General features: G+C 62.9%; 18 protein-coding genes. 14 read left to right on the forward strand and 4 right to left on the reverse strand.

Annotated features, from left to right (window positions below; genetic code table 11):
• Positions 1 to 3 precede the first annotated feature (3 nt).
• The 7 genes from ACU680_RS10730 (at position 4) to ACU680_RS10760 (ending at position 8,291) form a co-directional block, all read left to right on the forward strand.
• Complete coding sequence (locus ACU680_RS10730) at positions 4 to 1,029, forward strand: ABC transporter substrate-binding protein (protein WP_448179432.1); 1,026 nt, start codon at positions 4 to 6, stop codon at positions 1,027 to 1,029.
• Between the two features lie 5 nt (positions 1,030 to 1,034).
• A complete protein-coding gene (locus ACU680_RS10735; protein ID WP_448179433.1) occupies positions 1,035 to 1,895 on the forward strand; it encodes an ABC transporter ATP-binding protein in 861 nt (286 codons plus the stop codon).
• A 20-nt stretch (positions 1,896 to 1,915) separates the two neighbouring features.
• Complete coding sequence (locus ACU680_RS10740) at positions 1,916 to 2,782, forward strand: ABC transporter permease (RefSeq protein WP_448179434.1); 867 nt, start codon at positions 1,916 to 1,918, stop codon at positions 2,780 to 2,782.
• Positions 2,783 to 2,978: 196 nt separating this feature from the next.
• Complete coding sequence (locus ACU680_RS10745; protein WP_108591604.1) at positions 2,979 to 3,896, forward strand: LysR family transcriptional regulator; 918 nt, start codon at positions 2,979 to 2,981, stop codon at positions 3,894 to 3,896.
• 188 nt (positions 3,897 to 4,084) lie between these two features.
• Positions 4,085 to 5,623 (forward strand): MFS transporter, encoded by a 1,539-nt coding sequence (locus tag ACU680_RS10750; protein WP_448179435.1) that lies wholly within the window; start codon positions 4,085 to 4,087, stop codon positions 5,621 to 5,623.
• Positions 5,624 to 5,649: 26 nt separating this feature from the next.
• Positions 5,650 to 6,720 (forward strand): HlyD family secretion protein, encoded by a 1,071-nt coding sequence (locus tag ACU680_RS10755; RefSeq protein WP_367082352.1) that lies wholly within the window; start codon positions 5,650 to 5,652, stop codon positions 6,718 to 6,720.
• Positions 6,717 to 8,291, forward strand: coding sequence for an efflux transporter outer membrane subunit (locus ACU680_RS10760; protein ID WP_367082354.1), 1,575 nt, complete (start codon positions 6,717 to 6,719; stop codon positions 8,289 to 8,291). Before ACU680_RS10755 ends, ACU680_RS10760 begins: the two co-directional genes overlap by 4 nt.
• 97 nt (positions 8,292 to 8,388) lie before the next feature.
• Here ACU680_RS10760 and ACU680_RS10765 read toward each other — a convergent pair whose 3' ends face one another.
• Both ACU680_RS10765 and ACU680_RS10770 read right to left on the reverse strand, forming a co-directional pair.
• Positions 8,389 to 8,694, reverse strand: coding sequence for an XRE family transcriptional regulator (locus ACU680_RS10765; protein ID WP_098966556.1), 306 nt, complete (start codon positions 8,692 to 8,694; stop codon positions 8,389 to 8,391).
• Positions 8,687 to 9,052 carry a type II toxin-antitoxin system RelE/ParE family toxin gene (locus tag ACU680_RS10770; RefSeq protein WP_448179436.1) on the reverse strand — a complete coding sequence of 122 codons (366 nt, stop codon included), beginning with the start codon at positions 9,050 to 9,052 and terminating at the stop codon, positions 8,687 to 8,689. The genes ACU680_RS10765 and ACU680_RS10770 overlap by 8 nt, the downstream gene beginning before the upstream one ends.
• A gap of 168 nt (positions 9,053 to 9,220) precedes the next feature.
• Between ACU680_RS10770 and ACU680_RS10775 the strand changes: the two genes are divergently transcribed.
• From ACU680_RS10775 to ACU680_RS10790, 4 genes are read left to right on the forward strand one after another with little or no spacing between them, the layout of a single operon-like run.
• Positions 9,221 to 10,000: an efflux RND transporter periplasmic adaptor subunit gene (locus tag ACU680_RS10775; RefSeq protein ID WP_367082358.1), complete on the forward strand. Its 780-nt coding sequence runs from the start codon at positions 9,221 to 9,223 to the stop codon at positions 9,998 to 10,000.
• Entirely contained in the window at positions 9,997 to 11,316 is a 1,320-nt protein-coding gene (locus ACU680_RS10780) for an efflux RND transporter periplasmic adaptor subunit (RefSeq protein ID WP_367082360.1), read from the forward strand. Before ACU680_RS10775 ends, ACU680_RS10780 begins: the two co-directional genes overlap by 4 nt.
• Positions 11,317 to 13,413 carry a site-2 protease family protein gene (locus tag ACU680_RS10785; protein ID WP_448179437.1) on the forward strand — a complete coding sequence of 699 codons (2,097 nt, stop codon included), beginning with the start codon at positions 11,317 to 11,319 and terminating at the stop codon, positions 13,411 to 13,413.
• An 11-nt stretch (positions 13,414 to 13,424) separates the two neighbouring features.
• Positions 13,425 to 13,919, forward strand: coding sequence for a GNAT family N-acetyltransferase (locus tag ACU680_RS10790; protein WP_367082364.1), 495 nt, complete (start codon positions 13,425 to 13,427; stop codon positions 13,917 to 13,919).
• Positions 13,920 to 13,928: 9 nt separating this feature from the next.
• Here the strand turns inward: ACU680_RS10790 and ACU680_RS10795 are convergent, their stop codons facing one another.
• Positions 13,929 to 14,240, reverse strand: a complete 312-nt coding sequence (locus tag ACU680_RS10795; protein WP_329699101.1) for a hypothetical protein — start codon at positions 14,238 to 14,240, stop codon at positions 13,929 to 13,931.
• Positions 14,241 to 14,296: 56 nt separating this feature from the next.
• Complete coding sequence (locus ACU680_RS10800; RefSeq protein WP_367082366.1) at positions 14,297 to 14,884, reverse strand: phage tail protein; 588 nt, start codon at positions 14,882 to 14,884, stop codon at positions 14,297 to 14,299.
• 239 nt (positions 14,885 to 15,123) lie between these two features.
• On the opposite strand from ACU680_RS10800, the gene ACU680_RS10805 reads away from it, so the two are divergent.
• The 3 genes from ACU680_RS10805 to ACU680_RS10815 all read left to right on the forward strand — a co-directional run bounded on the left by ACU680_RS10805 (position 15,124) and on the right by ACU680_RS10815 (position 25,067).
• Positions 15,124 to 16,719 carry a glycosyltransferase family 39 protein gene (locus ACU680_RS10805; RefSeq protein WP_367082368.1) on the forward strand — a complete coding sequence of 532 codons (1,596 nt, stop codon included), beginning with the start codon at positions 15,124 to 15,126 and terminating at the stop codon, positions 16,717 to 16,719.
• Between the two features lie 138 nt (positions 16,720 to 16,857).
• Complete coding sequence (locus tag ACU680_RS10810) at positions 16,858 to 17,703, forward strand: sulfotransferase family protein (protein ID WP_448179438.1); 846 nt, start codon at positions 16,858 to 16,860, stop codon at positions 17,701 to 17,703.
• Between the two features lie 53 nt (positions 17,704 to 17,756).
• Positions 17,757 to 25,067 carry an Ig-like domain-containing protein gene (locus ACU680_RS10815; protein ID WP_448179439.1) on the forward strand — a complete coding sequence of 2,437 codons (7,311 nt, stop codon included), beginning with the start codon at positions 17,757 to 17,759 and terminating at the stop codon, positions 25,065 to 25,067.
• Positions 25,068 to 25,099 lie beyond the last annotated feature (32 nt).

Here is a 25,099-nt window from a genome sequence, read left to right on the forward strand (position 1 = left end):
ATCATGTCCAAACGTCTTCCATTTGCACCGCTGGCGGCGGCCATCGGCCTGGGTTTAAGCCTGCTTGCCGGCAGCCTGGTGGCGCCAACCGTGGCCCACGCCGAAGGTGAAATCCGCATCGCCGAACAGTTCGGGATCGTCTATTTATTGCTCAATGTGGTGCGCGATCAGGGCCTGATCGAGAAGTACGGCAAGCAGGAAGGCCTCGACATCAAGGTCGACTGGACGCAGCTCTCGGGCGGCGCGGCGGTCAACGATGCGCTGTTGTCCGGTTCCATCGACATTGCCGGCGCCGGGGTCGGCCCGTTGCTGACCATCTGGGATCGCACCCACGGCAAGCAGAACGTCAAGGCCGTGGCCTCGCTCGGCAATTTCCCTTACTACCTGGTGAGCAACAATCCCAAGGTCAAAACCATTGCCGATTTCACCGAGAAGGACCGCATTGCGGTGCCGGCGGTGGGCGTGTCGGTGCAGTCGCGCTTCCTCCAATACGCGGCGGCCAAGCAGTGGGGTGACAAGGAATTCAATCGCCTCGACAAGTACACCATCGCCGTGCCGCACCCGGATGCGACCGCTGCGCTGATTGCCGGCGGCACCGAGCTGACCGGGCATTTCTCCAACCCACCGTTCCAGGATCAGGCGCTGCAGAACCCGAATGTGCACGTGGTGCTCAACTCCTACGACATCCTCGGGCCGAACTCGCCAACCGTGCTGTTCGCCACCGAGAAATTCCGTAACGAGAATCCGAAAACCTACAAAGCCTTCGTCGAAGCGCTGACCGAGGCCGCGCAATTTGCCCAGAACGATAAGGGCGCGGCGGCGGACACCTACATCCGCGTGACCAAGGCCAAGATCGACCGCGCCGAGCTGCTGAAAATCATCGACAACCCGCAATTCGAATTCAGCGTCACGCCGAAAAACACCTATCCACTGGCTGAATTCCTCTACCGCGTCGGCGCGATCAAGAACAAACCGGAATCGTGGAAGGACTACTTCTTCCAGGACGCCAAACCGCTGCAGGGGAGCTGATCGAGATGAACGCCCCTTTGCAAGGCCACGCGGCCAGCAACCCGATCGCCAGTACGCAAGCGCTGCTGGCGGTGGATAACGTCAGCCTCGAATACCGCACCCCGCAACGGGTGGTGCGCGCCACCCATCAGGTCAGCTTCGAAATCGATCCGGCAGACCGCTTCGTCCTGCTCGGCCCGTCCGGCTGCGGCAAGTCGACTTTGCTCAAGGCGGCCGCTGGTTTCATTGCACCGAGTGAAGGTGAGATTCGCCTGCAAGGGCAGCGGGTCGAGGGGCCGGGGCCGGACCGGATCGTGGTGTTCCAGGAGTTCGATCAACTGCCGCCGTGGAAAACCGTCAAACAGAACGTGATGTTTCCGCTGCTCGCCTCGCGAACCTTGAACAAAAAAGACGCTGAAGAACGTGCACTGCACTATCTGGAAAAAGTCGGTCTGGCAGCATTCGCCGACGCCTATCCCCACACTTTGTCCGGCGGCATGAAGGCGCGGGTGGCGATTGCCCGGGCGCTGGCGATGCAGCCGAAAATCCTCTTGATGGACGAGCCGTTCGCCGCACTGGACGCACTGACCCGGCGCAAGATGCAGGAAGAATTGTTGCTGCTCTGGGAAGAGGTGCGCTTTACCTTGCTGTTCGTCACCCACTCGATCGAAGAGGCGCTGGTGGTCGGCAATCGCATCCTGCTGCTGTCGCCACATCCGGGGCGGGTACGCGCCGAAGTGCACAGCCATCAATACGATCTGCAAAGCCTCGGCGGTGTGGCGTTTCAGGAGTCGGCACGGCGCATTCACCGTTTGCTGTTCGATGAAGGCCAGTCGCCGGAAACCGAGCGTGACCATGACTTCAACGACATTCGTATCGCTTATTGAGCGTTCTGGAGGATTGCCCGATGAGCCAACCATCGTCTGTACGTCAAGAGTTTGAAACCGTCCTTGAACCACTGACCAACGTGCCGCTTGAGCGCGAACTGCCGCTGGGCCAACGCCTGTGGCAACAGGGCTGGTTGCGTAAGAGTGTGATCCTGATTCTGCTGGCGATTCTCTGGGAAGTGATCGCCCGGGTGCAGAACAACGACCTGCTGCTGCCAAGTTTTCTGCAGACGAGTCATGCGCTGTACGACGGTCTGCTCAGTGGTGAGTTGCTGGGCAAGGTGTGGATATCGCTGGTAGTGCTGATCAAGGGTTACCTGATCGGCATTGTGCTGGCGTTCGCCCTGACCACACTGGCGGTGTCGACGCAGTTTGGCCGGGATCTGCTGAGCACCCTGACCTCGATGTTCAACCCGCTGCCGGCGATTGCCTTGCTGCCGCTGGCCTTGCTCTGGTTCGGGCTGGGGCAGAACAGCCTGATTTTCGTGCTGGTGCATTCGGTGCTGTGGGCGCTGGCGTTGAACACCTACGCCGGTTTTCTCGGTGTCTCGGAAACCCTGCGCATGGCCGGGCGTAACTATGGGCTGAAGGGCATGCGTTTTGTGCTGTTCATCCTGATCCCGGCAGCGCTGCCGTCGATCCTCGCCGGGCTGAAAATCGGCTGGGCGTTTGCCTGGCGCACGCTGATCGCCGCCGAACTGGTGTTCGGTGCGACCAGTGGCAAGGGCGGTTTGGGCTGGTACATCTTTCAGAACCGCAATGAGCTGTACACCGACAAGGTGTTTGCCGGGTTGGCGGTGGTGATCCTGATTGGATTGCTGGTGGAGAATCTGGTGTTCGATACGCTGGAGCGGGTGACGGTGAAGCGTTGGGGCACGCAGCGCTGATGTGTATTGACTGAGCTGGCCCCATCGCTGGCAAGCCAGCTCCCACAGGGATTGTGGCGTTCACTCATTCTGTGACCGCCGAAAATCCTGTGGGAGCTGGCTTGCCAGCGATGGCGTCCTTACAGCCGCCGCGAAGTTGAAGGATGTTTGCTAGCATTGCACCCGGATCAATCCAGATCAGCCACGAGTGCTCTGCATGCAACTCCCGGACATGAACCTCCTGGTCGCCCTCGACGCCCTGCTCGACGAAGGCAGTGTGGTCGGCGCCGCGCGGCGGATGAACCTCAGCCCTGCCGCCATGAGCCGCACCCTGACGCGCATTCGCGAAGCCATTGGCGATCCGATTCTGGTGCGCGCTGGCCGTGGCCTGGTGCCGACCCCCAAAGCCCTCGAATTGCGCGAGCAGGTGCGCGAGGTGGTCGAGCAGGCGGCGCTGCTGTTTCGCTCCGCCGACAGCGTGGAGCTCGGCACCCTGCGCCGGCGCTTCAGCATCCGCGCCAATGACTTTTTCATCGGCGTGTACGGCGGCAAGCTGTTCGACACCCTTGACCAACAGGCGCCGCACTGCGAGTTACGCTTCGTCCCCGAGGGCGATGGCGACGATGAGGCGCTGCGCGAAGGGCGGATCGATCTGAGTGTCAGTAACACCCGTCCGGTGACCCCGGAAGTCAAAGTGCAGAACCTGTTCTCCACGCATTTCGTCGGTCTGGTACGGGAGGATCATCCACTGCTCGACGGCGAAATCACTGCCGAGCGCTATGCCGGTTACTCGCACATCAGCATGTCGCGCCGTGGCATTGCTCGCGGCCCTATTGATACCGCGTTGAATGCCCTGGGCCTGGAGCGGCGGGTGGCGGTGATCGCGCCCAGCTTCCACGCGGCGATGTTCGCCTTGCCGGATTCCGACCTGATCCTGCCCGTGCCCAAGGAAGCGTTGCTCAGCGTGCGCCGACTGGGCCTGAAGCTGCGCTCGTTCAATCTGCCGATCCCGTTGCCGACCCTGATGCTGACCCAGGCCTGGCACCCGCGCTTCGACAAAGACCCGGCGCACCGCTGGCTGCGTGAAACGCTCAAGGCGTGTTGCGACGAGACGTGGCTGGCCGCGCAACCCTGAAAGTCAAAAGATCGCAGCCTTCGGCAGCTCCTACAAGGGAAAGCAGTCTGTAGGAGCTGCCGAAGGCTGCGATCTTTTGCTTTAAACAATTGTGTCTGACGCACTTATAACCTGCCAATAAGTCAATTTTCGTCAGCACTAAGCCCGACTAAGATGCTCCGGTATTTTTCCCTCCGGAGTGTGCATTCATGACATCCCTGACCGTCCCGGCGCCCTTCGCTGCGGCCAGTCCGGCGACGGCGGCCACGCCACCGGTGTTCGGCGCGCGGATCATCACCGGCCTGGTTGGCGTACTGCTGGCGGTGCTGGTCTCGGGCCTCAACGAAATGGTGACCAAAGTTGCGCTGGCCGACATTCGTGGCGCGCTGAACATCGGTTACGACGAAGGCACCTGGCTGGTGTCCTGCTACGCCGCGACTTCGGTGGCGGCGATGGCGTTTGCACCGTGGTGCTCGGTGACCTTTTCGCTGCGCCGTTTCACCCTCTGCGCGATCAGCCTGTTTACCCTGCTCGGCGTGTTGTGCCCGTTCGCCCCGAATTACGAAAGCCTGCTGCTGATGCGCACCCTGCAAGGGCTGGCGGGCGGTGCGTTGCCGCCGATGCTGATGACGGTCGCCCTGCGCTTTCTGCCAGCCAATTTCAAACTCTATGGCCTGGCCGGTTACGCGTTGACGGCGACGTTCGGCCCCGGGCTCGGCACGCCACTGGCGGGTTTGTGGAGTGAATACGTCGGTTGGCAATGGACGTTCTGGCAAATCATCGTGCCGTGCCTGATCGCCATGGCGATGGTCGCCTGGGGCATTCCGCAGGATCCGCTGCGCCTGGAACGTCTAAAGACATTCAACTGGAAAGGCCTGCTGCTGGGTTTTCCGGCGATCTGCATGCTGGTGATCGGCTTGCTCCAGGGCAATCGGCTGGACTGGTTCGAATCGAACCTGATCTGCGCATTGCTTGGTGCCGGCTCGCTGCTGCTGGTGGCGTTTCTGATCAATGAATGGTCGCAGCCGATTCCGTTTTTCAAGTTGCAGATGCTCGGCATCCGCAACCTGTCGTTTGCCCTGATGACCCTGGCCGGGGTGCTGGTGGTATTGCAGGCGGTGGTGCTGATTCCGTCGAGCTATCTGGCGCAGGTGCAGGGTTATCGCCCGGTGCAGACCGCGCCGATCATGCTGATCGCCGCGCTGCCGCAGTTGATTGCACTGCCGCTGGTGGCGGCGTTGTGCAACCTGCGCTGGGTCGATTGCCGCTGGGTGCTCGGCATCGGTTTGAGCATGTTGACCCTGTCCTGCCTGGGCGGCTCGCTGCTGACCTCGGAGTGGATTCGCGACAATTTCTACGTCCTGCAATGGCTGCAGATTTTCGGTCAGCCGATGTCGGTGCTGCCGTTGTTGATGCTCTCGACCGGCAGCATCCAGCCGCAGGACGGGCCGTTCGCCTCCGCTTGGTTCAACACGGTGAAAGGCCTGGCGGCGGTGATCGCCACCGGCGTCATCGAAGCGCTGACCACCGCGCGCCTGCATTTCCACTCGACCATGTTGATCGACAACCTCGGCAATTCACCGCTGGCCGATCGCAGCGATCCGGGCCTCGCCCATCGCCTGCACGAACAGGCGGTGGTGCTGACTTCTTCTGATCTCTATGTGTGCATGGCTGGCGTCGCAGTGGCGCTGATCCTGCTGATTTTCTGGCTGCCGACGCGGATCTTTCCGCCGCGCGCGCCGACCTGATGGCTGTACTGAAACAGAAGGTTTTTATGACGACTCAAGCAAAGCAAAAACTCGCGGTGGCCGTGGCCGCCGCACTGGCGGTCGGCGTGCTGGTGTACCTGGCGATGCCCGGTCTGTTCGGCAAGCGTACTCAGCAAAACACCAACGATGCGTTCGTTTCCGCCGATTACACCTTGGTGGTGCCGCGCGTGGCCGGGTTCATCAAGGAAGTGCTGGTGGAAGACAACCAGCAAGTCAAGGCCGGGCAATTGCTGGCGTTGATCGATGATCGCGATTTGCGCGCCGCCGCTGAAGCGGCCGATGCGCAAACCCTGGTCGCCCGTGCCCAGCTGCAAAACGCCCGTGCCACGCTGGAACGGCAGACCTCGGTGATCGCTCAGGCGCAGGCCTCGGTGGTCTCGGCCAAGGCGGAAATGGCCTTCGCCCAGCAGGAACTCAATCGCTACAACCACCTCGCTGGCGTCGGCGCCGGCACGGTGCAGAACGCGCAACAGGCCCGCACGCGCATCGATCAGGCGAGCGCTCGGCTCGATACCGCCAGCGCGAAACTGGCGGCCGAGCGCAAGCAGGTGGAGATTCTCACGGCGCAGCGCGATGCTGCCGAAGGCAATCTGAAGCACGCGCAGGCGGCGCTGGAAATCGCCAGTTTCGAGCTGTCCTACACGCGCATCACCGCGCCGCAGGACGGCATGGTCGGCGAGCGCGCAGTGCGTGTCGGCGCTTATGTCACGCCGGGCAGCAAGCTGCTGGCGGTGGTGCCGTTGCGTCAGGCGTATGTGGTCGCCAACTTTCAGGAAACCCAACTCACCGACGTGCAGGCGGGGCAAGACGTGCAGGTACGCGTCGACAGTCTCGGCGGCGAAGCGTTGAGCGGCCGCGTCGAGAGTATCGCCCCGGCGACCGGCGTGACCTTCGCCGCTGTGAAGCCGGACAACGCCACCGGTAATTTCACCAAGGTCGTGCAGCGGATTCCGGTGAAGATCCTGCTCGAACCGGGTCAGCCGTTGGCCGAGCGATTGCGTGTGGGCATGTCGGTGGAGGCGAGCATCGATACCCGCAGTCCGGCGGCGTCGGAGCGTGAGGTAACTCAGCGATGATTCTGCATAAAAACCTGTGGCGAGGGAGCGTGCTCCCGCTGGGTTGCGAAGCGACCGCAAAAATCGCGAGTGCTACGCACTCGAGCGGGACGGTGCGACGATTCGACAAGCTCCCTCGCCACAAAAGTCTGTTTCAGTCACTTGTTGTGGTGAGCTTGTTTGGCCTCAGCGCCTGCACCGTCGGCCCGGACTTCCACAAGCCCGAAGCCACACAGATCGCCGACTGGGCCAAACCCGTGAAGGCCGCCGCTAGTCGGGTGGTCAGCGAACCGCTGAACGAACGCTGGTGGGAAGTGTTCCATGATGCGCAACTCTCGGCCCTCACTCAGCGGGCGATGAGCAGCAACCTCGACCTGCAATTGGCCAGCAGCCGTTTGCAACAAAGCCGTGCCGCGCGCCAGGTGATCACCGCTGATCGTTATCCATCGACGGCAGCCACCGGCAGTTATGCACGCGAACGCAACAGCGGCAAAGGCTTGAGCGACCCGTCCGGGCACAATGGGGATTCCGCCTTCAACCTGTGGGACGCAGGTTTCTCCGCCTCCTGGGAACTGGATTTCTGGGGCCGTGTTCGCCGCGAAACCGAAGCCGCCGACGCCAACCTCGAAGTCGCCGAAAATGATCGTCGCGGCGTGCTGCTCGCGGTCCTCGCCGACACCGCGCAGAACTACATCCAGCTCCGCGGTGTGCAGAACACCCGCGCGGTCACCGAGCAGAACCTCGACGTCGCCCGGCACAGCCTCAAGCTGTCGCAACTGCGCCTCAACGACGGTGTAGCGACCGATCTCGACGTCGCCGAAGCCGCCGCGCAGGTCGCGGCCATCGAATCGCGCCTGCCGGCCCTTGAGCAGCGTCAGTCGCAACTGATCAACGCGATCAGCCTGTTGATGGGCGAAGCGCCCCAAGCGCTGGCCAAGGAGTTATCCACAGACGGTGCGGTGCCGCAGTCACCGTTGCAAGTCGCCATCGGCCTGCCGTCGCAACTGGCCGAACGCCGTCCGGACATCCGTCAGGCCGAGGCGCGCCTGCACGCCGCCACCGCCAACATCGGCGTGGCCAAGGGCGATTTCTATCCGCGCATCACCCTGTCTGGCAACCTCGGCTCGCAAGCAATGCAACTGAGCGATTTCGGCTCCTGGGGTTCGCGCGCTTTCGGTATCGGCCCGCAATTGAGCCTGCCGCTGTTCGACGGCGGACGTCTGCGCGGCATGCTGCAACTGCGTGAAGCTCAGCAACAGGAAGCGGCCATCGCCTACCAGCAGACCGTGCTGCGCGCCTGGCATGAAATCGACGACCAGTTGACGGCCTACAACGCCAGCCAACGCCGCCGCGACAGCCTCGCCGAAGCCGTACGCCAGAACCAGATCGCCCTGCGCACCGCGCAACAGCAATACGTCGAAGGCGTGGTCGATTTCGTCAACGTGCTCACCGTGCAAGGCGCGTTGCTGGCAACTCAGGAGCAGTGGGTGGAGAGTTCGACCGGGGTGTCGCTGGCGATGGTCGGGTTGTACAAGGCGTTGGGTGGGGGATGGGAGGCGGTTTACCCGGCGGGGGGTATGGCTCAGCGCTGAGATTGCACCAGAGGGAGCAAATCGGCGAATTCGATTTGCTGCGGTACGGCTATTCGCACAGTTGGACGATTCACAGGTTGAAACAGGTTACGGATGCTCAGCCTGCGAAGTTTTCGATTTTGATTTGTCCGTCAGGAAAGGTTGCGATGATTTCAAGTTCGCCACCCATTGCCCGGATGTAGTTGCGCAACGTGCTGATGTACATATCGGTACGGCGCTCCATTTTTGAGATCGCCGCTTGATTGACGTGCAGCATTTCAGCCAGCGTGGCCTGGCTCAGGGCCTTGGCTTGTCGCAGTTCGTTAAGCGGCATTTCCTTGATGTGTTGTTCGTAGATCGAATCGGCAAGCGCCCGGGCTTCGGGTGTCATGCGTGCTTCGAGGTCGGCGAATTTCTTAGCCATTGTTGCAACCCTCTTTGCGCAATGTTTCGAGATGCTCATCGTACAGTCGATCGGCGAGCGGGACGTTGAGTTCATACCAGCGATCCTGACCGGTTTTATCTCCACCGATCAAAAGCAGCGCGCAGCGTCTTGGATCAAACGCGTAGAGCACGCGATACGGTCGCCCGCCATGCTGGACGCGCAATTCCCGTAAATGACCATGCCGCGCTCCATTGATTGCACTGCTATGCGGAAAACGCAGGCCTGAGCCGAATTGCCCAAGCAGTTTGACGCTTGCCGCCACAGAGCTCTGCTCGCTCTCAGACAGTTCTTCCCACCAGTTGCCGAACTCGTCGGTGTATTCGATATCCCAATTCATGGGCACTAATATGATCGTTATGGAATATTCCATCAAAGTCATATTTTCGATGGGTGACCATAGCGCTTCGCTCGGATTACAGCAAGCGTAACGGCACAGTGATGGCCTTTCGCTTGACGCTATTCCCCGCTGTCGTAGACTCCGCTCATCCGTCAGGGAGTAGCGGTTATGCAGCGTTTGCGCGGTTGGGTTATCGGATTGACCTTTGTCACGTGTGCAGTTCAGGCGCAAACGCCCGGGCCAGACGATCCGCTGCTGGATAACGCAGCGCCTGCGGCAACCACGGCGAGCAGTGAGGCGCGGGGGGTGTTGCGCGCTCGGGATCAGGCGGTGCTGGCCAGCGAGCTGTCGGGGCGGATTGTCGAGTTGCCGTTCAGCGAGGGCGAGTCGTTCAAGAAAGGCGATGTGCTGGCGCGCTTCGACTGCTCGGCGTATCAGGCTCAGCTCAATGCTGCGCAGGCGGCCAATCGCGGTGCCGGTGAAGAGCTGGCGCACAACAGGCAGTTGGCCGCGCTCAATTCCGTCGGGCGTTTCGAAGTGGCGCGGGCCGAGGCCAAGGTCAGCGAAACCCAGGCGCAATCTCAGGTTTATCAGGTTCAGGTCAAACGCTGCAGCGTGGTCGCGCCATTCGACGGGCAAGTGGTGGAGCGCAAGGTCCAGCGTTTCGAAAGCGTGGCGGCCGGCGCGCCGCTGCTGGACGTGGTGGATAACCGCACCCTGGAGATCCACCTGCTGGTGCCGTCGCGCTGGATGGCCAGACTCAAACCCGGCCAGACCTTCAGCTTTATCCCCGACGAAACCGGCCAGTCGATCGATGCCACGGTCAAACGCCTCGGCGCGCGCATCGACGAAGGCAGCCAGACACTGTTGCTGGTCGCCACGCTTCCCGAAGCCAAGGGCTTGCTTGCCGGCATGAGCGGCACGGCGCACTTTGCGGAGCTTAAATGAACGCCCCGGTCGCCGGCGGTGCCGAGCAGGTATTCGCGCGATTCCTTGACCTCGAACGCCAGACCCGCGCCGCCCGCGATGCCTCGCAACTGGCCTACAGTCTGGTCAATGACGGCCAGTCGCTGTTCGGCTTTCGTCATGCAGCGTTGCTGATTGCTGGCAAGGTGCAGGCGGTGACCGGCGTCAGCGCGGTGGAGCCGAATGCGCCGTTCGTGGCGTTTGTCGAGCAGGCCGTGGCGCAGTTGTTCCAGCAGGATGTGCTGAAGCAGGCACGGGTGATTGCGCCGCAACTGCTTGCCGAGTCGATTCAGGCCGACTGGCGCTCGCTGTCGGCGGCGCAGGTGTTCTGGCTGCCCTTGATCGACCGCCAGGGCGAAGTGTTCGGCGGTCTGTGGCTGGCCCGCGATGTGCCGTGGAACCCTTCCGAACAAGTGCTGCTGTCGCAACTGGGCGACACCTACAGTCACGCCTGGCTGGCGCTGCAGCCGCGCAAACCGTGGCGTCTGCGCTGGACGCGCAAGCGTCAGGTGGCGCTGGTGGCGGTGCTGTTGCTCGGGTTGCTGATCCCGGTGCGCCAGTCGGTATTGGCTCCGGCGGAAGTGGTGCCGCAGGGCGGGCGCGTGGTCGCGGCGCCGCTGGACGGGGTGATCGCCGAGTTTCTGGTCAAGCCCAATCAACCGGTGAAAACCGGCGACCTGCTGCTGCGGTTTGAAAGCACCACCCTCAAGGCCCAGGCCGATGTCGCCGAGCGTGCCTTAGGCGTCGCGGAAGCAGAGCTGAAATCCAACTCGCAACGTTCGTTTGCCGATGCCGAATCCAGTGCCAGGGTCGATTTGCTCGCCGCCCGCGCCGAGCAAAAACGCGCCGAGCGCGATTACGCCCGCGAACTGCTGGCGCGCAGCGAAGTGCGCGCGGAGCGTGACGGAATCGCAGTGTTCGCCGATGCCGAGCGCCTGACCGGCAAACCGGTGCAGACCGGCGAGCGGTTGATGGAAATCGCTGACCCGAATCAGGCCGAACTGCGCATCGAACTGGCGGTGGGCGACGCGATTGCGCTGGCGCCGGGTGCCGAAGTCGCGCTGTTTCTCGACAGCGATCCGTTGCAGCGCCACCTCGCCACGCTTGAGCGCTCGGCCTACGAGGCGCAACCGACGGCGGGCGGGCAGCTTGCATATCGCCTCGATGCCAATTTTGCTGATGCGCCACCGCGTATCGGCCTGCGCGGCACGGCAAAAATTTTCGGTGATCGCGCCCCGCTGGCCTTGTACCTGCTGCGTCGGCCACTGGCCGGTCTGCGCCAGAGCGTGGGCCTGTAAATGAATCTGCCGAGCCTGCGTGCCGACCTGCAACTGTCGCCCGCGGCGCCGGCACTGGACGGTTCACCGCGCTGGACCCTGGCCGATCCGGTGCGCGGTCGCTATTTCAAACTCGGCACGGCGGCGATGCGTCTGTTGCGGCACTGGTCGCTGGGTGATGCCGAACAGGTGTTGCGCGCCGCCAATCGTGAACCGGGCCTGCCGCTGGACGGCGTCGAGTTGGAGCAACTGCTGACGTTTCTACGCGGGCATGACCTGATCAGCGCCCTCGACGATCAGCAGCGTGCCAGTTACTCGCTCAAGGCCCTCGCGCAACGGCAGAGCCTGTGGAAAATCCTGCTGCATCAATACCTGTTTTTCCGCATTCCGTTGTGGCGCCCGGACGCCTTTCTCAACCGCGCTTGGCCCTGGCTGGAGCGCTTCGGCCCGCGCGTGCTGCGTTACGGTTTACCGCTGACGCTGGGGCTGGGGGTGTTTCTGGTGTCGCGGGACTGGCAGCGGTTTGTCGGTACATTTCCGCACCTGTTCAGCCTCGGTGGGGCGCTCTCGTTTGGTGTGGCGTTGTTCTTTGCCAAGCTGTGCCACGAGTTCGGCCATGCGTTCATGGCCAAGCGCGCCGGGTGTCGGGTGCAGAGCATGGGCGTGGCGTTCATGGTCTTGCTGCCGATGTTCTACACCGATGTCAGCGATGCCTGGCGGGTCAATGATCGGCGCGCGCGATTGCTGATCGGTGCGGGTGGGGTGCTCGCGGAACTGCTGCTGGCGTGCATCGCGCTGCTGGCCTGGTCGCTGTTGCCCGATGGTCCAGGGCGCACGGCGGCGTTCATGCTCGCCAGCGCCACGTGGATCACCACGCTGGTGGTCAATCTCAACCCGTTCATGCGTTTTGATGGCTATTTTCTGCTCAGTGACCTGTGGGAGGTCGACAACCTTCAGGGGCGAGCCTTTGCCCTGTGTCGCTGGCGGTTGCGCGAGTTTTTGTTCGGCTATGGCGCTGCGGCGCCGGAGCCTTGGTCGCCGAAGATGCAACGGCGTTTGCTGATCTGGGGGTATGGCTCGTGGTTGTGGCGTGCGGCATTGTTTTTCGGGATCGCGCTGGCGGTCTATCACCTGTTTTTCAAGGTGTTGGGGATTTTCCTGATGCTGGTGGAACTGGTGTGGTTCATCTTTCTGCCGATCATGAATGAGTGGCGCCAGTGGTGGAGCCGCCGCGAACAGGCCCACGGTGCGCGCGTGCTGCTGAGCAGTCTCGCTGTGCTTGGTCTGCTGCTGGTGCTGAGCGTGCCGTGGCGCAGCGCGGTGGAACTGCCGACGATGCTTGAGGGCGGTCGGGCCAGTGCGTTGCATGCGCCGGTGGCGGCGCGGGTCAAAACAGTCAAGGTCACGGACGGGCAGACAGTCGCTCAGGGTGATGTGTTGATCGAACTGGAGTCACCGGATCTCGATTCGCAGCAGGCCATCGTCCGCCGGGAAATCCAGATCCAGCAATTGCTGATGCGCCGACAGGCCGGTCGCAGTGAAACCGCGGCCGACGCCAGTATCATCGAGCAACGCCTCGCCGAAGCCGTGGCGCAATACCGTGGTCTGAGCGCTCGACGCGAGCGCCTGCTGTTGCGCGCGCCCCATGCCGGCACTGTGCGTGACGTGCTGCCAAACCTGACGCCGGGGCGCTGGCTGTCGAGCAAGGATGCGCTGGCGCGGGTGGTCGAGGACGGTTCGCGCCTGCGCGGCTATATCGCTGAAGCCGAGTTGTGGCGGGTCAAACCGGGTGCGACCGGGCGGTTCATCGCCGATGATCCGATGCACCCGGCGATCAGCGTAAAACTGGATGAAATCGATACCAATGGCGTGGCCTATGTCGATCAGGAAGCGCTGACCTCCGATCATCACGGGCCGATAGCCGTGCGCCGCGATCAACAGCAACGAGCCGAACCTGTACAGGCGCAATATGGCGCGCGATTGACTACGCTGGATCAGCCACCTGCCCCGGTTCAGCCGTTGCGCGGTGTGGTGGTGCTGCAGGGCAGCGGCGAGTCGGTACTCGGCGTGGCCTGGCGCCGGTTGGCGGCGCTGGGGGTCAGGGAAAGCGGTTTCTAGGGAGCGTGAACATGGCGAGCAACGCGGATGTGACGGCAGACGGATTGGTGGTGCGACCTGCGCGGGCCACCGACGAGCCGTTTTTGCACCGCCTCTATCAGTCGGCGCGCCCGGATCTGCAATGGATCGACGGCGAGCAGGAAGTGGTGCAGCAAGTGCTCGCCCAGCAATTTCAGGTGCAGGAACAGGGCGTGGGTGAAAACCATCCCAACGCCATGCACTACGTCGTGGAAAAACTCGGCACGGCCATCGGAGCGCTCAGCACCGACTTCGGCCCCAATGAAATCCGCGTGCTGTACATCGCCTTCATCCCGCAGGCGCGGGGCCAGGGTTACGGACGCGCGGTTTTGCAAGGCGTGCAAAAGGCCGCGCAGCAGGTCCGTTGCCCGGTGGCAACGGTGGTCTGGGCCAACAACCCCCACGCGCGGCAACACTACCTGGCGTTGGGCTTTGCGGTGGAGGAGCGTAATCCGGCGGCGGAGCGGCTGGTGTGGTATCCGCAATGAGGCGGGATTTCAGTTGAAGGAAATACAGAAATAACCCAGTTGCGGATCCCGCCCCATCGCCGGCACTCGTGACACGAAGATATCCTCCACTCGCCCGAGTTCCGGCAGTTCCAGTGCGCACAGGCCGTCGACGAACCCGGTCGGCACCAGGCTGTTGAATTCGAGGCAGAAGGGCATGCGCTCGCTGTAGCGCGTCTTCGCGGCGGGGACTTCGTCGAGGTACTCGATGTGGATCGGCAGCGCTGTGCCATCCGGCAGGTACAGCGTGTGTTGCTGGCCCAGCAATGCCTGGACGTGTTGGATCTGAACCGCTTGCAACATGGTCTGACTCCAGTGAAGAGAGAAACGGCCGGGGGCCGGAAGCCCCCGGCAGTGGTTCAATTGCGCGAAGGGAACAGCCCGTTCAGGGCAATGCTGAAGTTGACGACCAGAGAGGGGTTGACGATGGATAACGGCTGACTGCCGCCCGTGGAGGAAATGTCTCCGGTGACAGTCGTGGTCAGGCCTTTGATGGGAACCGGCGTGGCACCCTGGGCATCTGAATAGATGTTTGCCGAGCCAGGGCCGCCGCCGGACGCGCCGATGTACGAGTTGGTGGCGGTCGGTACGGTCGCCGGATTGCTTGCCGGTACCGCCAGTTGCAGGGCGGTGTTGGCGGAAAGGCCGGTCATCGCGTGGGTGTGGTTAGGCATGTTGGCGATCGTGGCCGTGACGTTTTCCGTGCCATACACCTGACCGATGAGACGCGGCGTCAGTCCCTGTCCGCTGCCCTGTGCCACGGGTACGCGACCTTGCAGGTTAGGCAACTGAAAATTGGTCGTGCCATTGCCGCCATAGTAGGTGCCAAGCAAGGCGAACAATGCCTGGTATTGCGAGAGACTCAGGATTTGTCCGTTGCACAAGGCCCAGCCACTGGGGGCGAAGTTGAAGGCGAACGGTTGAATCGTACCCATAAAGACTTCCATGGTTCCTCATCCTTCTGTTATGTGGTCGGCGCGCCGCGCGTTAGCCTTGGCAGGGTAGGCACAGATGCTGTGCTGACGTCTTGCGTTTGCGCGGGCAGGTCACGCCAAGCCGTAGCGTAGACCCGGATCGGCGGACTTGCCGGACGTCGTCGTGGCCGCGCATCGACTTCGACTCTGGCCTACAGTGTGCGCAACGAGTGGCGCTGGTTTTTACTCGGTAAATCTGTAAGGGAAGGTTGATGGAAGCGCGTCGCGAGACTCCGCTGGGGGATACCCAGGACCCGTTTGCCGCACCGAATGCCGGTGTCCGGCGTTTATGGCGCTGGGCTCGCCAGCAGTGGCTGATCCCCATTCTGTTGTTGGCGACGGTGGTGCGTTTTTATGACCTGACCGCCGCCGCGATCTGGGGCGACGAAGGCTCAAGCCTGTTGCTGGCGAACTATTCGCTCAGTGGTATCTGGGAGCACGCGGCGTTCGACGTGCATCCGCCGTTTTACTTTATGTTGCTGCACGGCTGGATCGGGTTGTTCGGTGACACGATTCTGTCGATCCGCAGCCTCAGCGCGCTGGCCGGCATTGCCACGGTCGGGCTGGGGGTGTGCCTGGTCGATCGGCTGGCCACCCGCCGCGCCGCGATCATTGCCGGGGTGCTGCTGGCGTTGCTGCCGACGGCGGTGCGCTACAGCCAGGAAGTGCGCATGTATTCGCTGCTCGGCCTGCTCCTGATCGGTACGACACTGGCGCTGATCTGTTGGGTCAGGCGCCCGCAGCGCCGCCGGTATCTGCTGATCTATGCATTGCTGATGAGCGCCGCGTTGTACACCCACTACTTCGCCGTGCTGGCGGCGCTGAGCCATTGGCTGTACCTGGGACTGATTCGCCTGCTGCCGGGCTATCGCCTGCGGCATATCCAGCGCAAGGACTGGTGGCTGGCCAATCTGGCCATCGTCGTGCTCTACCTGCCGTGGTTGCCGAATCTGCTTGATCTGACGCAACACATGGAAGAACTCAAGGTCGGTGGCGATGTGGGCTGGGAAGATCCGGTGACCCTGTCCTCGCTGCCGTCGATGATCTGGCTCTGGCTGATCCAGGACGAAGGCGAGCATCTGCCGTTGCTGCTGTTCTGCGGCGTACCGCTGGCCCTGCTGGCGCTGGCGGGCGTGGCCGTGGCCCGCGACCGCAGCGTGAACCATGGCAGCGTCCTGCTGGCGCTTTACACCGGTATGCCATTGTTGCTGGTGTTCGCGGTGTCCTTCATCAGCCCGGTGTTCATCGAGCGTTACCTGACAGCCTACGCGCTGGGATTGCCGATGCTGGCAGCGCTGGCCATCGACCGCTTGTACCACCGCGCTCGTGTGCTGGCAGTGGCGATCCTGGTGTCATTGGTCGGGGTTGAACTGGTGGGCGTAAACACCAACGCCACGGTCGATCCGCACGATCAGTTCAACGTCATGGTCGATTACATCAACCGGCATTTCGTCAGCGGTGACCGCATCGTCACCAGCGACATGCTCTGGTATCTCAGTTATGTCTACTACAACCGCACTGACGCTCAGGTGCGGCTGTTTACCCCGCCCGCCGCCGATGGCCGTTCGACGCGTCCCAATCACTACGGTTTCGGCACCCTGGTGTCCGAGGAGGTCTATCTGGATCGACTCGATGACCTGCCCAAGGGCAGTGCTCGCGTCTGGTTGATCGGCGATCTGGACGTGGACGTGCCCGATCCGTTCCGACCCTTGCCGACGACCTGGCAGTTGCGTGATCAGACCCACGCCGGCGGCGCGAATGCGCGACTTTTTTCGTTGACGACGGCTAACGGGACGGCGGCGAAATGACTTAAACGGTTCACCAGTTGTTTCGCGATAAGAATGACTATTTATAGTCCGTTTTGCTCTATTTTGATATCAAAACACTACTAGTCGAAAGGGTATTGTTGGACTACGCTCGTCGGACAAAAGGACTTACAAAGTAGGGTGAAGGGATTGCAGCAGTTCCACTTTATCTCCGGCTTGCCGCGCTCAGGTTCCACCCTTCTTTCTGCGATTCTTCTGCAGAACCCGCGCTTTCATGCCGGCATGACCAGTCCGGTCGGCGCGTTGTTCTCCGGTGTCCTTGAACAATGCAGCGCCGGCAGCGAATTCGGCGCGGTGATCGACACCGACATGCGCCGGCGTCTGCTGCGCGGGCTGTTCGATGCCTACTACGCCGACAAGGCTGACAAACCGGTGGTGTTCGATACCAACCGGCAGTGGAGTTCGCGCCTGCCGGCGATCAGCGATCTGTTTCCCAAAGCCAAAGTCATTGCCTGCGTGCGCAACGTCGCCTGGGTGATGGACAGCCTGGAACGGTTGTACCGCGCCAATCCCTATGAAAACACCAAGCTGTTCGGCGATGCCGTCGAGCGCAACACGGTCTACAGCCGCTGCGAAACCCTGGCCCAGCGCAATCGTCTGGTGGGTTTTGCCTGGGCGGCGCTCAAGGAAGCCTATTACGGCGAACACGCCGATTCGCTGCTGATCGTCGATTACGACTTGTTGACCCAGGCCCCGGAGCGCGTGCTGCGGCTGGTCTACGACTTCATTGGCGAGTCCTGGTTCGAGCACGATTTCGAACACCTGGTCTATGACGCGCCGGAGTTCGACCAGGCCCTGGGTGTGGCCGGCTTGCACAAGGTCAAACCCAAGGTCGCCCTGCAGTCCCGGCGCACGATTCTGCCGCCGGACCTGTTCAAGCAATACGCCGATCTGTCGTTTTGGCTCGATGGCTCAGCCAGTGCTGCCAATGTGATTCGTATGAAGTCCGACGCCGCGATCAGTTGATCGCGGCGTTTTTCATTGATGCGTTTACAACTGTTCGAGTCCGGGTGAGCAACATGTGGTGGAGCAAGCAAAAGTCGCGGGTAACCGAGGGCCAACGGACGCTGGCTGCGCCGCTGATCATGTCGCTGGAACCGCGCATGCTGTTCGACGGCGCCGTCGCGGCGACTGTCGCTGACACCGCCGCCCAGGCCGACAGCCATCCCGCTGCCGATGCGGCCAAGGCACCTGCGGCCGATCATCCGTCGGTCAGCAAGGACACCCACGGTCAGGCCGATGCCACGCCGGCTGCCAGCCCTGTGGCCGTACCGGGCCAGAGCGTGGTGTTCGTCGATGCCCGGGTCAAGGATGCCGACAGCCTGCTCAAAGGCGTTGCTCCCGGCGCGCAAGTGGTCAAGCTCGATGCAAGCAAGGACGGCTTGCAGCAGATCGCCGATTATCTCGACCAGCACTCGGGCGTCAGCTCGGTACAGATCATCGCTCACGGCAACGCCGGTGACCTGTGGCTCGGCAACAGCTATCTGTCGGCGGACAACGTCGCGCAACGCAGTGCAGTGCTGGCGGACATCGGCAAGGACATGAACGTCGGCGGCGACATCCTCATTTACGGCTGCTACACCGCCGAGGGCGACCGCGGCCTGAGTTTCGTCGACTCGCTGGCACAACTGACCGGCCGCGATGTGGCTGCCTCGAACAATCGCACTGGCGTGGGCGGCGACTGGGATCTGGAGATCGCCACCGGCAAAATCGAGAGCGCCAACGTGCTGTCGACCCTGTCGATGAGCGAATACCAGTGGGGCCTCGCCACCTGGACCGCCACCAACAACGCAAACACCGGGGTCGGCTCGTTGCGCGCAGCGCTGGCGTCGGCGCAGAACGGCGACATCGTGACCTTCAGCAGCGGCATGACGGTGCAGCTCACCTCGGAACTGCTGATCAACAAGAACATCACTGTCGATGGCGACCTGAACAACGACGGGGTGGCGGACGTCACCCTCGATGGCCAGTACCGGACGCGGGTGGTGGAAATCACCTCCAGCAGCACGGTGACTCTCGATGGTCTGGTGATTACCCGGGGCCTGGTCTCTGGCAACGGCGGCAATGGTGGCTATGGCGCGACCGGGGCCATGGGCGGCGGGATTTTCAACGCCGGCATCCTCACGCTGAACAACGTTTCGGTCACCGGTAACGCGGCGGCCGGCGGTGGTGGGGGTGGCGGTGTCACGGGCGCCAACTACGGCGGCGGTGGTGGCGGCGGCGGTGGTATTGGTGGTCAGGGCGGCGGCCATGGCGGTACGGCCGGGCCGGGCACCGGAACGTTGGGCGGCCAGGCCGGCAGCGGTGGCGTCGGTGGCTACGGCGGTGGCTACGACGCCACGCACATGGGTGGACGCGGCGGTTCCACGGTCGGCGGCACCGGCGGCGTGGGCGTGTTCGATTACAGCAACGGCGGCAATGGCGGCACCGCGAACAATGGCACGATTTCCATTGGCGGCGGCGGTGGTGGCTCCGGCTGGGACAAGGTCGGCGGCGTCGGCGGCAATGCGGCCGGCGGCATTTACAACGCCTCGACCGGTACTTTGAAAATCGTCGGCACCTCGGTCATCAGCAACAACATCGGTGCGGGCGGCGGTGGCGGTGGCGGCAGTGGCCTGGGCAGCAACAACCTGAACGGTGGCGATGGTGGCCGGGGTGTCGGCGCGATCTGGAACCAGGGCGGCACGGTGCTGATCACGGCCTCCAACTTCAGCGCCATCAGCGGTAACGCAGCGGGCAGCGGCGCCGGCGGCGCAGAACTGGGCGGCGGCGTGTCGGGCTCTGTACCGTTGGCCTTCGCGGCAATCTACAACAATGGCGGCACACTCAATACTGCTTATGTGGAACCGCCCACCGCATCCATCGTGATGTCGGACACGGCCCTGAAAATCGGCGAAACCTCGCTGGTGACCATCACCTTCAGCCGCGCAGTCACCGGTTTCACCAACGCCGACCTGACCATCGCCAACGGCACGCTGACAGCGGTCAGCAGCAGCGACGGCGGCCTGACCTGGACCGCGACGTTCACCCCGACCAACAACATCACCGACGCCACCAACCTGATCACCCTCGACAACACCGGGGTGACCGCGATCAGCGACGGCGTGGCGGGCGTCGGCACGACCAGCTCCGTCAACTATGCGATCGACACCGCGCGGCCGACCGTGACCATCGTCATGGCCGACACGGCGTTGAAGATCGGCGACACGTCGCTGGTGACCTTTACCTTCAGCGAAGCGGTGAGCGGTTTCACCAACGCCGACCTGACCATCGCCAACGGCACATTGTCGGCAGTCAGCAGCAGCGACGGTGGCATCACCTGGACCGGAACGTTCACCCCGACCGCCAGCATCTCCGACACCACTAACCTGATCACTCTGGACAACACCGGTATCGCCGACCTGGCCGGCAACGCCGGCAGCGGCACGACGGATTCGGCCAACTACGTGATCGATACCGTGCGGCCAACCGCGACCATTGTCGTGGCCGACAGCAATCTGGCAGCGGGTGAAACCTCGCTGGTGACCATTACCTTCAGCGAAGCGGTCAGCGGCTTCACCACCGCCGACCTGACAGTGGCCAACGGCACTCTGAGCGGTCTGAGCAGCAGCGACGGCGGCATCACCTGGACCGCCACGCTCACGCCGACCAACAGCATCACCGACACCACCAACCTGGTCACCCTGGACAACACCGGGGTCGTCGATCTGGCCGGCAACGCCGGCAGCGGCACCACCAACTCCAACAACTACGCGATCGACACCGCGCGGCCGACCGCGACCATCGTGGTGGCCGACAACAACCTGCGGATCGGCGAAACCTCGCTGGTGACCATCACCTTCAGCGAAGCCGTGACCGGCTTCACCAACGCTGACCTGACCATCGCCAACGGCACCTTGACGGCGGTCAGCAGCAGCGACGGCGGCATTACCTGGACGGCGACCTTTACACCGACCGCCAGCATCACCGACGCAACCAACCTGATCACGCTGAACAATACCGGCATCGCTGACCTGAACGGCAACGCTGGCAGCGGCACCACCGACTCCAACAACTACGCCATCGATACCGTGCGCCCGACCGCGACCATCGTGGTGGCTGACAACAACCTGCGGATCGGTGAAACCTCGCTGGTGACCATCACTTTCAGCGAAGCGGTGACCGGTTTCAGCAACGCCGACCTGACCATCGCCAACGGTACGCTGAGTGCGGTGAGCAGCAGCGATGGCGGTATCACCTGGACCGCGACGTTCACCCCGAGCGCCAGCGTCACCGATACCACCAACCTGATTACCCTGGACAACACCGGCATCGCCGACCTGGCGGGCAATGCCGGCATCGGCACCACCGATTCCAACAACTACGCCATCGACACCCAGCGCCCGACCGCGACCATCGTGGTCGCCGACAGCACCCTCACGGCCGGTGAAACGACGCTGGTGACTTTCACCTTCAGTGAAGCGGTGACCGGCTTCAACAATGCGGACATCGTGGTTGCCAACGGCACCCTCACGGCGGTGAGCAGCAGCGACGGCGGTATCACCTGGACCGCGACCTTCACGCCGAACGTGGGCGTCAACGACGCGAGCAACCTGATTACGCTGGCCAATACCGGCATCGCCGACCTCGCGGGCAACGCCGGCAGCGGCACGACCAACTCCAACAACTACACCATCGACACCGTGGTGCCGACTGCGACCATTATCGTGTCTGACCCCAGCCTGAAAATCGGCGAGTCCTCGCTGGTGACCATCACCTTCAGCGAAGCGGTCACCGGTTTCACCGATGCCGACCTGACCATCGCCAACGGCACGTTGAGCGCGGTCAGCAGCAGCGACGGCGGCATCACCTGGACGGCCACGTTCACCCCGACCAGCAACATTACCGACGCGACTAACCTGATCACCCTGGACAATTCCGGTGTGCAAAACCTGTCGGGCAACGCCGGCAGCGGCACCACTGACTCGAACAATTATTCGATCGATACTCAGCGCCCGACTGCCACCATCGTGGTGGCTGACACCGCACTCGGCGTCGGCCAGACCAGCTTGGTGACCATCACCTTCAGCGAAGCGGTGAGCGGTTTCAGCAACGCCGATCTGACCATTGCCAACGGCACGCTGAGTGCGGTGAGCAGCAGCGATGGCGGCATCACCTGGACGGCGACCTTCACTCCGGCGGCAGGGATTACCGACACCAGCAATGTGATCACCCTGGACAACACCGGCATCGCTGACCTCGCGGGCAACGCCGGCAGCGGCACCACCGATTCCAACAACTATGCGGTCGACAGTCAGCGTCCGACGGCGACCATCGTGCTCTCCGACAGCACTCTCAGTGCTGGCGAAACCTCGCTGGTCACCATCACTTTCAGCGAGGCGGTGACCGGCTTCACCAATGCCGACCTGAGCGTCGCCAACGGAACGCTGAGCAACGTCTCATCGAGTGACGGCGGCATCACCTGGACGGCCACGTTCACGCCGAACGTGGGCGTCAACGATGCGACCAACCTGATTGTCCTGAACAACACCGGCATCGCCGACCTGGCCGGCAACAGCGGGACCGGCACCACCAGCTCGCCGAACTACACCATCGACACCGTGCTGCCGACTGCGACCATCATCATTGCCGACAACGCGCTGAAAGTCGGTGATACCTCGCTGGTGACTATCACCTTCAGCGAAGCGGTGAGCGGTTTCACCAACGCCGACCTGACGATTGCCAACGGCACGTTGTCGGCAGTCAGCAGCAGCGACGGCGGCATCACCTGGACGGCCACGTTCACGCCGACCAGCAACATCACCGACGCGACCAACCTGATCACCCTGGACAATTCCGGTGTTCAAAACCTGTCGGGCAACGCCGGCAGCGGCACCACCGATTCCAACAATTACTCGATCGACACTCAGCGCCCGACCGCCACCATCGTGGTGGCTGACACCGCACTCGGCGTCGGCCAGACCAGCCTGGTGACCATCACCTTCAGCGAAGCGGTGAGCGGTTTTACCAACGCCGACCTGACCATCGCCAACGGCACGCTGAGCGCGGTGAGCAGCAGCGATGGCGGTATTACCTGGACCGCGACGTTCACGCCGGCGGCGGGGATCACCGACACCACGAACATCATCACCCTGGACAACACCGGTATCGCCGACCTGGCGGGCAACGCCGGCAGCGGCACCACCGATTCCAACAACTATGCGGTCGACAGTCAGCGTCCGACGGCGACCATCATCCTTTCCGACACGGATCTGCGCCCCGGAGAAACTGCGCAGGTGACCATCACCTTCAGCGAGGCAGTAACCGGATTCGACAATGCCGACCTGAGCGTCGCCAACGGCACCTTGAGCAATGTCTCGTCGAGCGACGGCGGCGTTACCTGGACGGCCACGTTCACGCCGACCATCGGCGTCAGTGACGCCACCAATCTGATCGTGCTGAACAACAGTGGAGTGAGCGATCTGGCCGGCAACGCCGGCACCGGCATCACCAATTCGGCCAACTATGCGGTGCAGACCGAAGTGCCGACGGCGACCATTGTGGTCGCCGATAACGCGCTCAAGGCTGGTGAAACCTCGGCGGTGACCATCACCTTCAGCGAGGCCGTCAGCGGTTTCAGCAACGCTGACCTGAGCATCGCCAACGGCACGTTGAGCAACGTGACATCCAGCGACGGTGGCATCACCTGGACGGCGACATTTACCCCGACCGCCAACATCACCGACACCAGCAACCTGATCACCCTCGACAACAGCGGTGTGGTCAACGCGTCGGGCAACAGCGGCGTCGGTACTACCGTTTCCAACAACTTCGCCATCGACACCGCGTTGCCGACCGCAAGCATTGTGGTTGCCGACAATCGCCTGGGCATTGGTGAAACCACCACAGTGACCATCACCTTCAGCGAAGCGGTGAGCGGTTTCGATCTGTCGGACATCAGCGTCGCCAACGGTGCGCTGTCGAACCTGAGCAGCAGCGACGGTGGCGTGACCTGGACCGCGACTTTCACCCCGACAGCCGGCGTCAACGACGCGACCAACCTGATTCTGATCGACACCGCCGGCGTTCAGGATCTGGCCGGCAACCTTGGCGCGAGTATCGCCATCTCCAACAACTACATCCTTGATGCAACCCGGCCGACGGTGGACATCGTGGTTGCCAACCCGCACCTGGGCATCGGCCAGACCACCACGGTGACCTTCACCTTCAGCGAGGCGGTGAGCAATTTCGACCTGTCCGACCTGAGCGTGACCAATGGCGACCTGAGCAATCTGACCAGCAGCGATGGCGGCAAGACCTGGACCGCGACGTTCACCCCGACCGCCAACGTTACCGACCCGAGCAACTTCATCGCGCTGGACACCAGCAACGTCACTGATCTGGCGGGCAACGCCGGCAGCACCGTGGCGGTGTCGAACAACTACGCCCTCGACAGCGAACGGCCGACCGCCACGGTGGTGGTTGCCAATCCGAATCTGGGCGTGGGCCAGACTTCGCAGGTGACCATCAGCTTCAATGAAGCGGTGACCGGGTTTGATCTCAGTGACATCAATGTCGGCAATGGCACCCTGTCGAACCTGAGCAGCAGCGACGGCGGCAAGACCTGGACCGCGACGCTGACCCCGGGCGCCAACATCAACAGCGCCAGCAATGCGATCAGCGTCAACAGCGCCGGGGTCAGTGACCTGTCCGGCAACAGCGGCAGCGGTGTCAGCAGCTCCAATAACTACGCGATCAATACCGTGCCGCCGGTTATTCCGCCAACGGTGCCGACCACGCCGACCAATGGGGTGATTCCCGACCCGCTGTTCCGCAGCAGCGATCCGGTCGCACCGCCGCCGGCCCCGGACGTGCCGTTGCAACCGTTCGTGTTCACGCCACCGACCGGCAATCTCGGCTCGCCGCTGACTTTCCCGCCGCTGTTCGAGCAGCGTGTACTGGGCGACGGCATCCGGCCGCTGGGGGACATATTCATCAATCACGGTGCCTTGAGCCCGAGCTTCATCGCCCAGGTGTTCAGCAGCAGCGACGGAAGCGGTGACGGCAGCGGGCACGGCTTCCTCGGTTTCGGTGGCGGTGACGGCGGAGTCTTCGCCAGCAGTACGCTGTCGAGCCTGTTCCACCAGAACGACGGCGCCGAGCGGGAGGCGCTGAACGCCTTCGGCAGTCACTCGCTCAAGGCCGGTGACATTTCCCAGGGGCTGCGCGGGGTATTTGGCGCGCCGACCCTCGGGCAGCAATTGCAGCAACTCAAGGACAGCGAGCAGCACCGGGTCGACGACCTGGCAGCGGCATTGCGCCAGGTCGACATCAGCGAAATGCAGGCCTGAACATACAACTACTCAACACGGTGCGGCACCTA

The organism is Pseudomonas sp. LF020, from assembly GCF_053456425.1.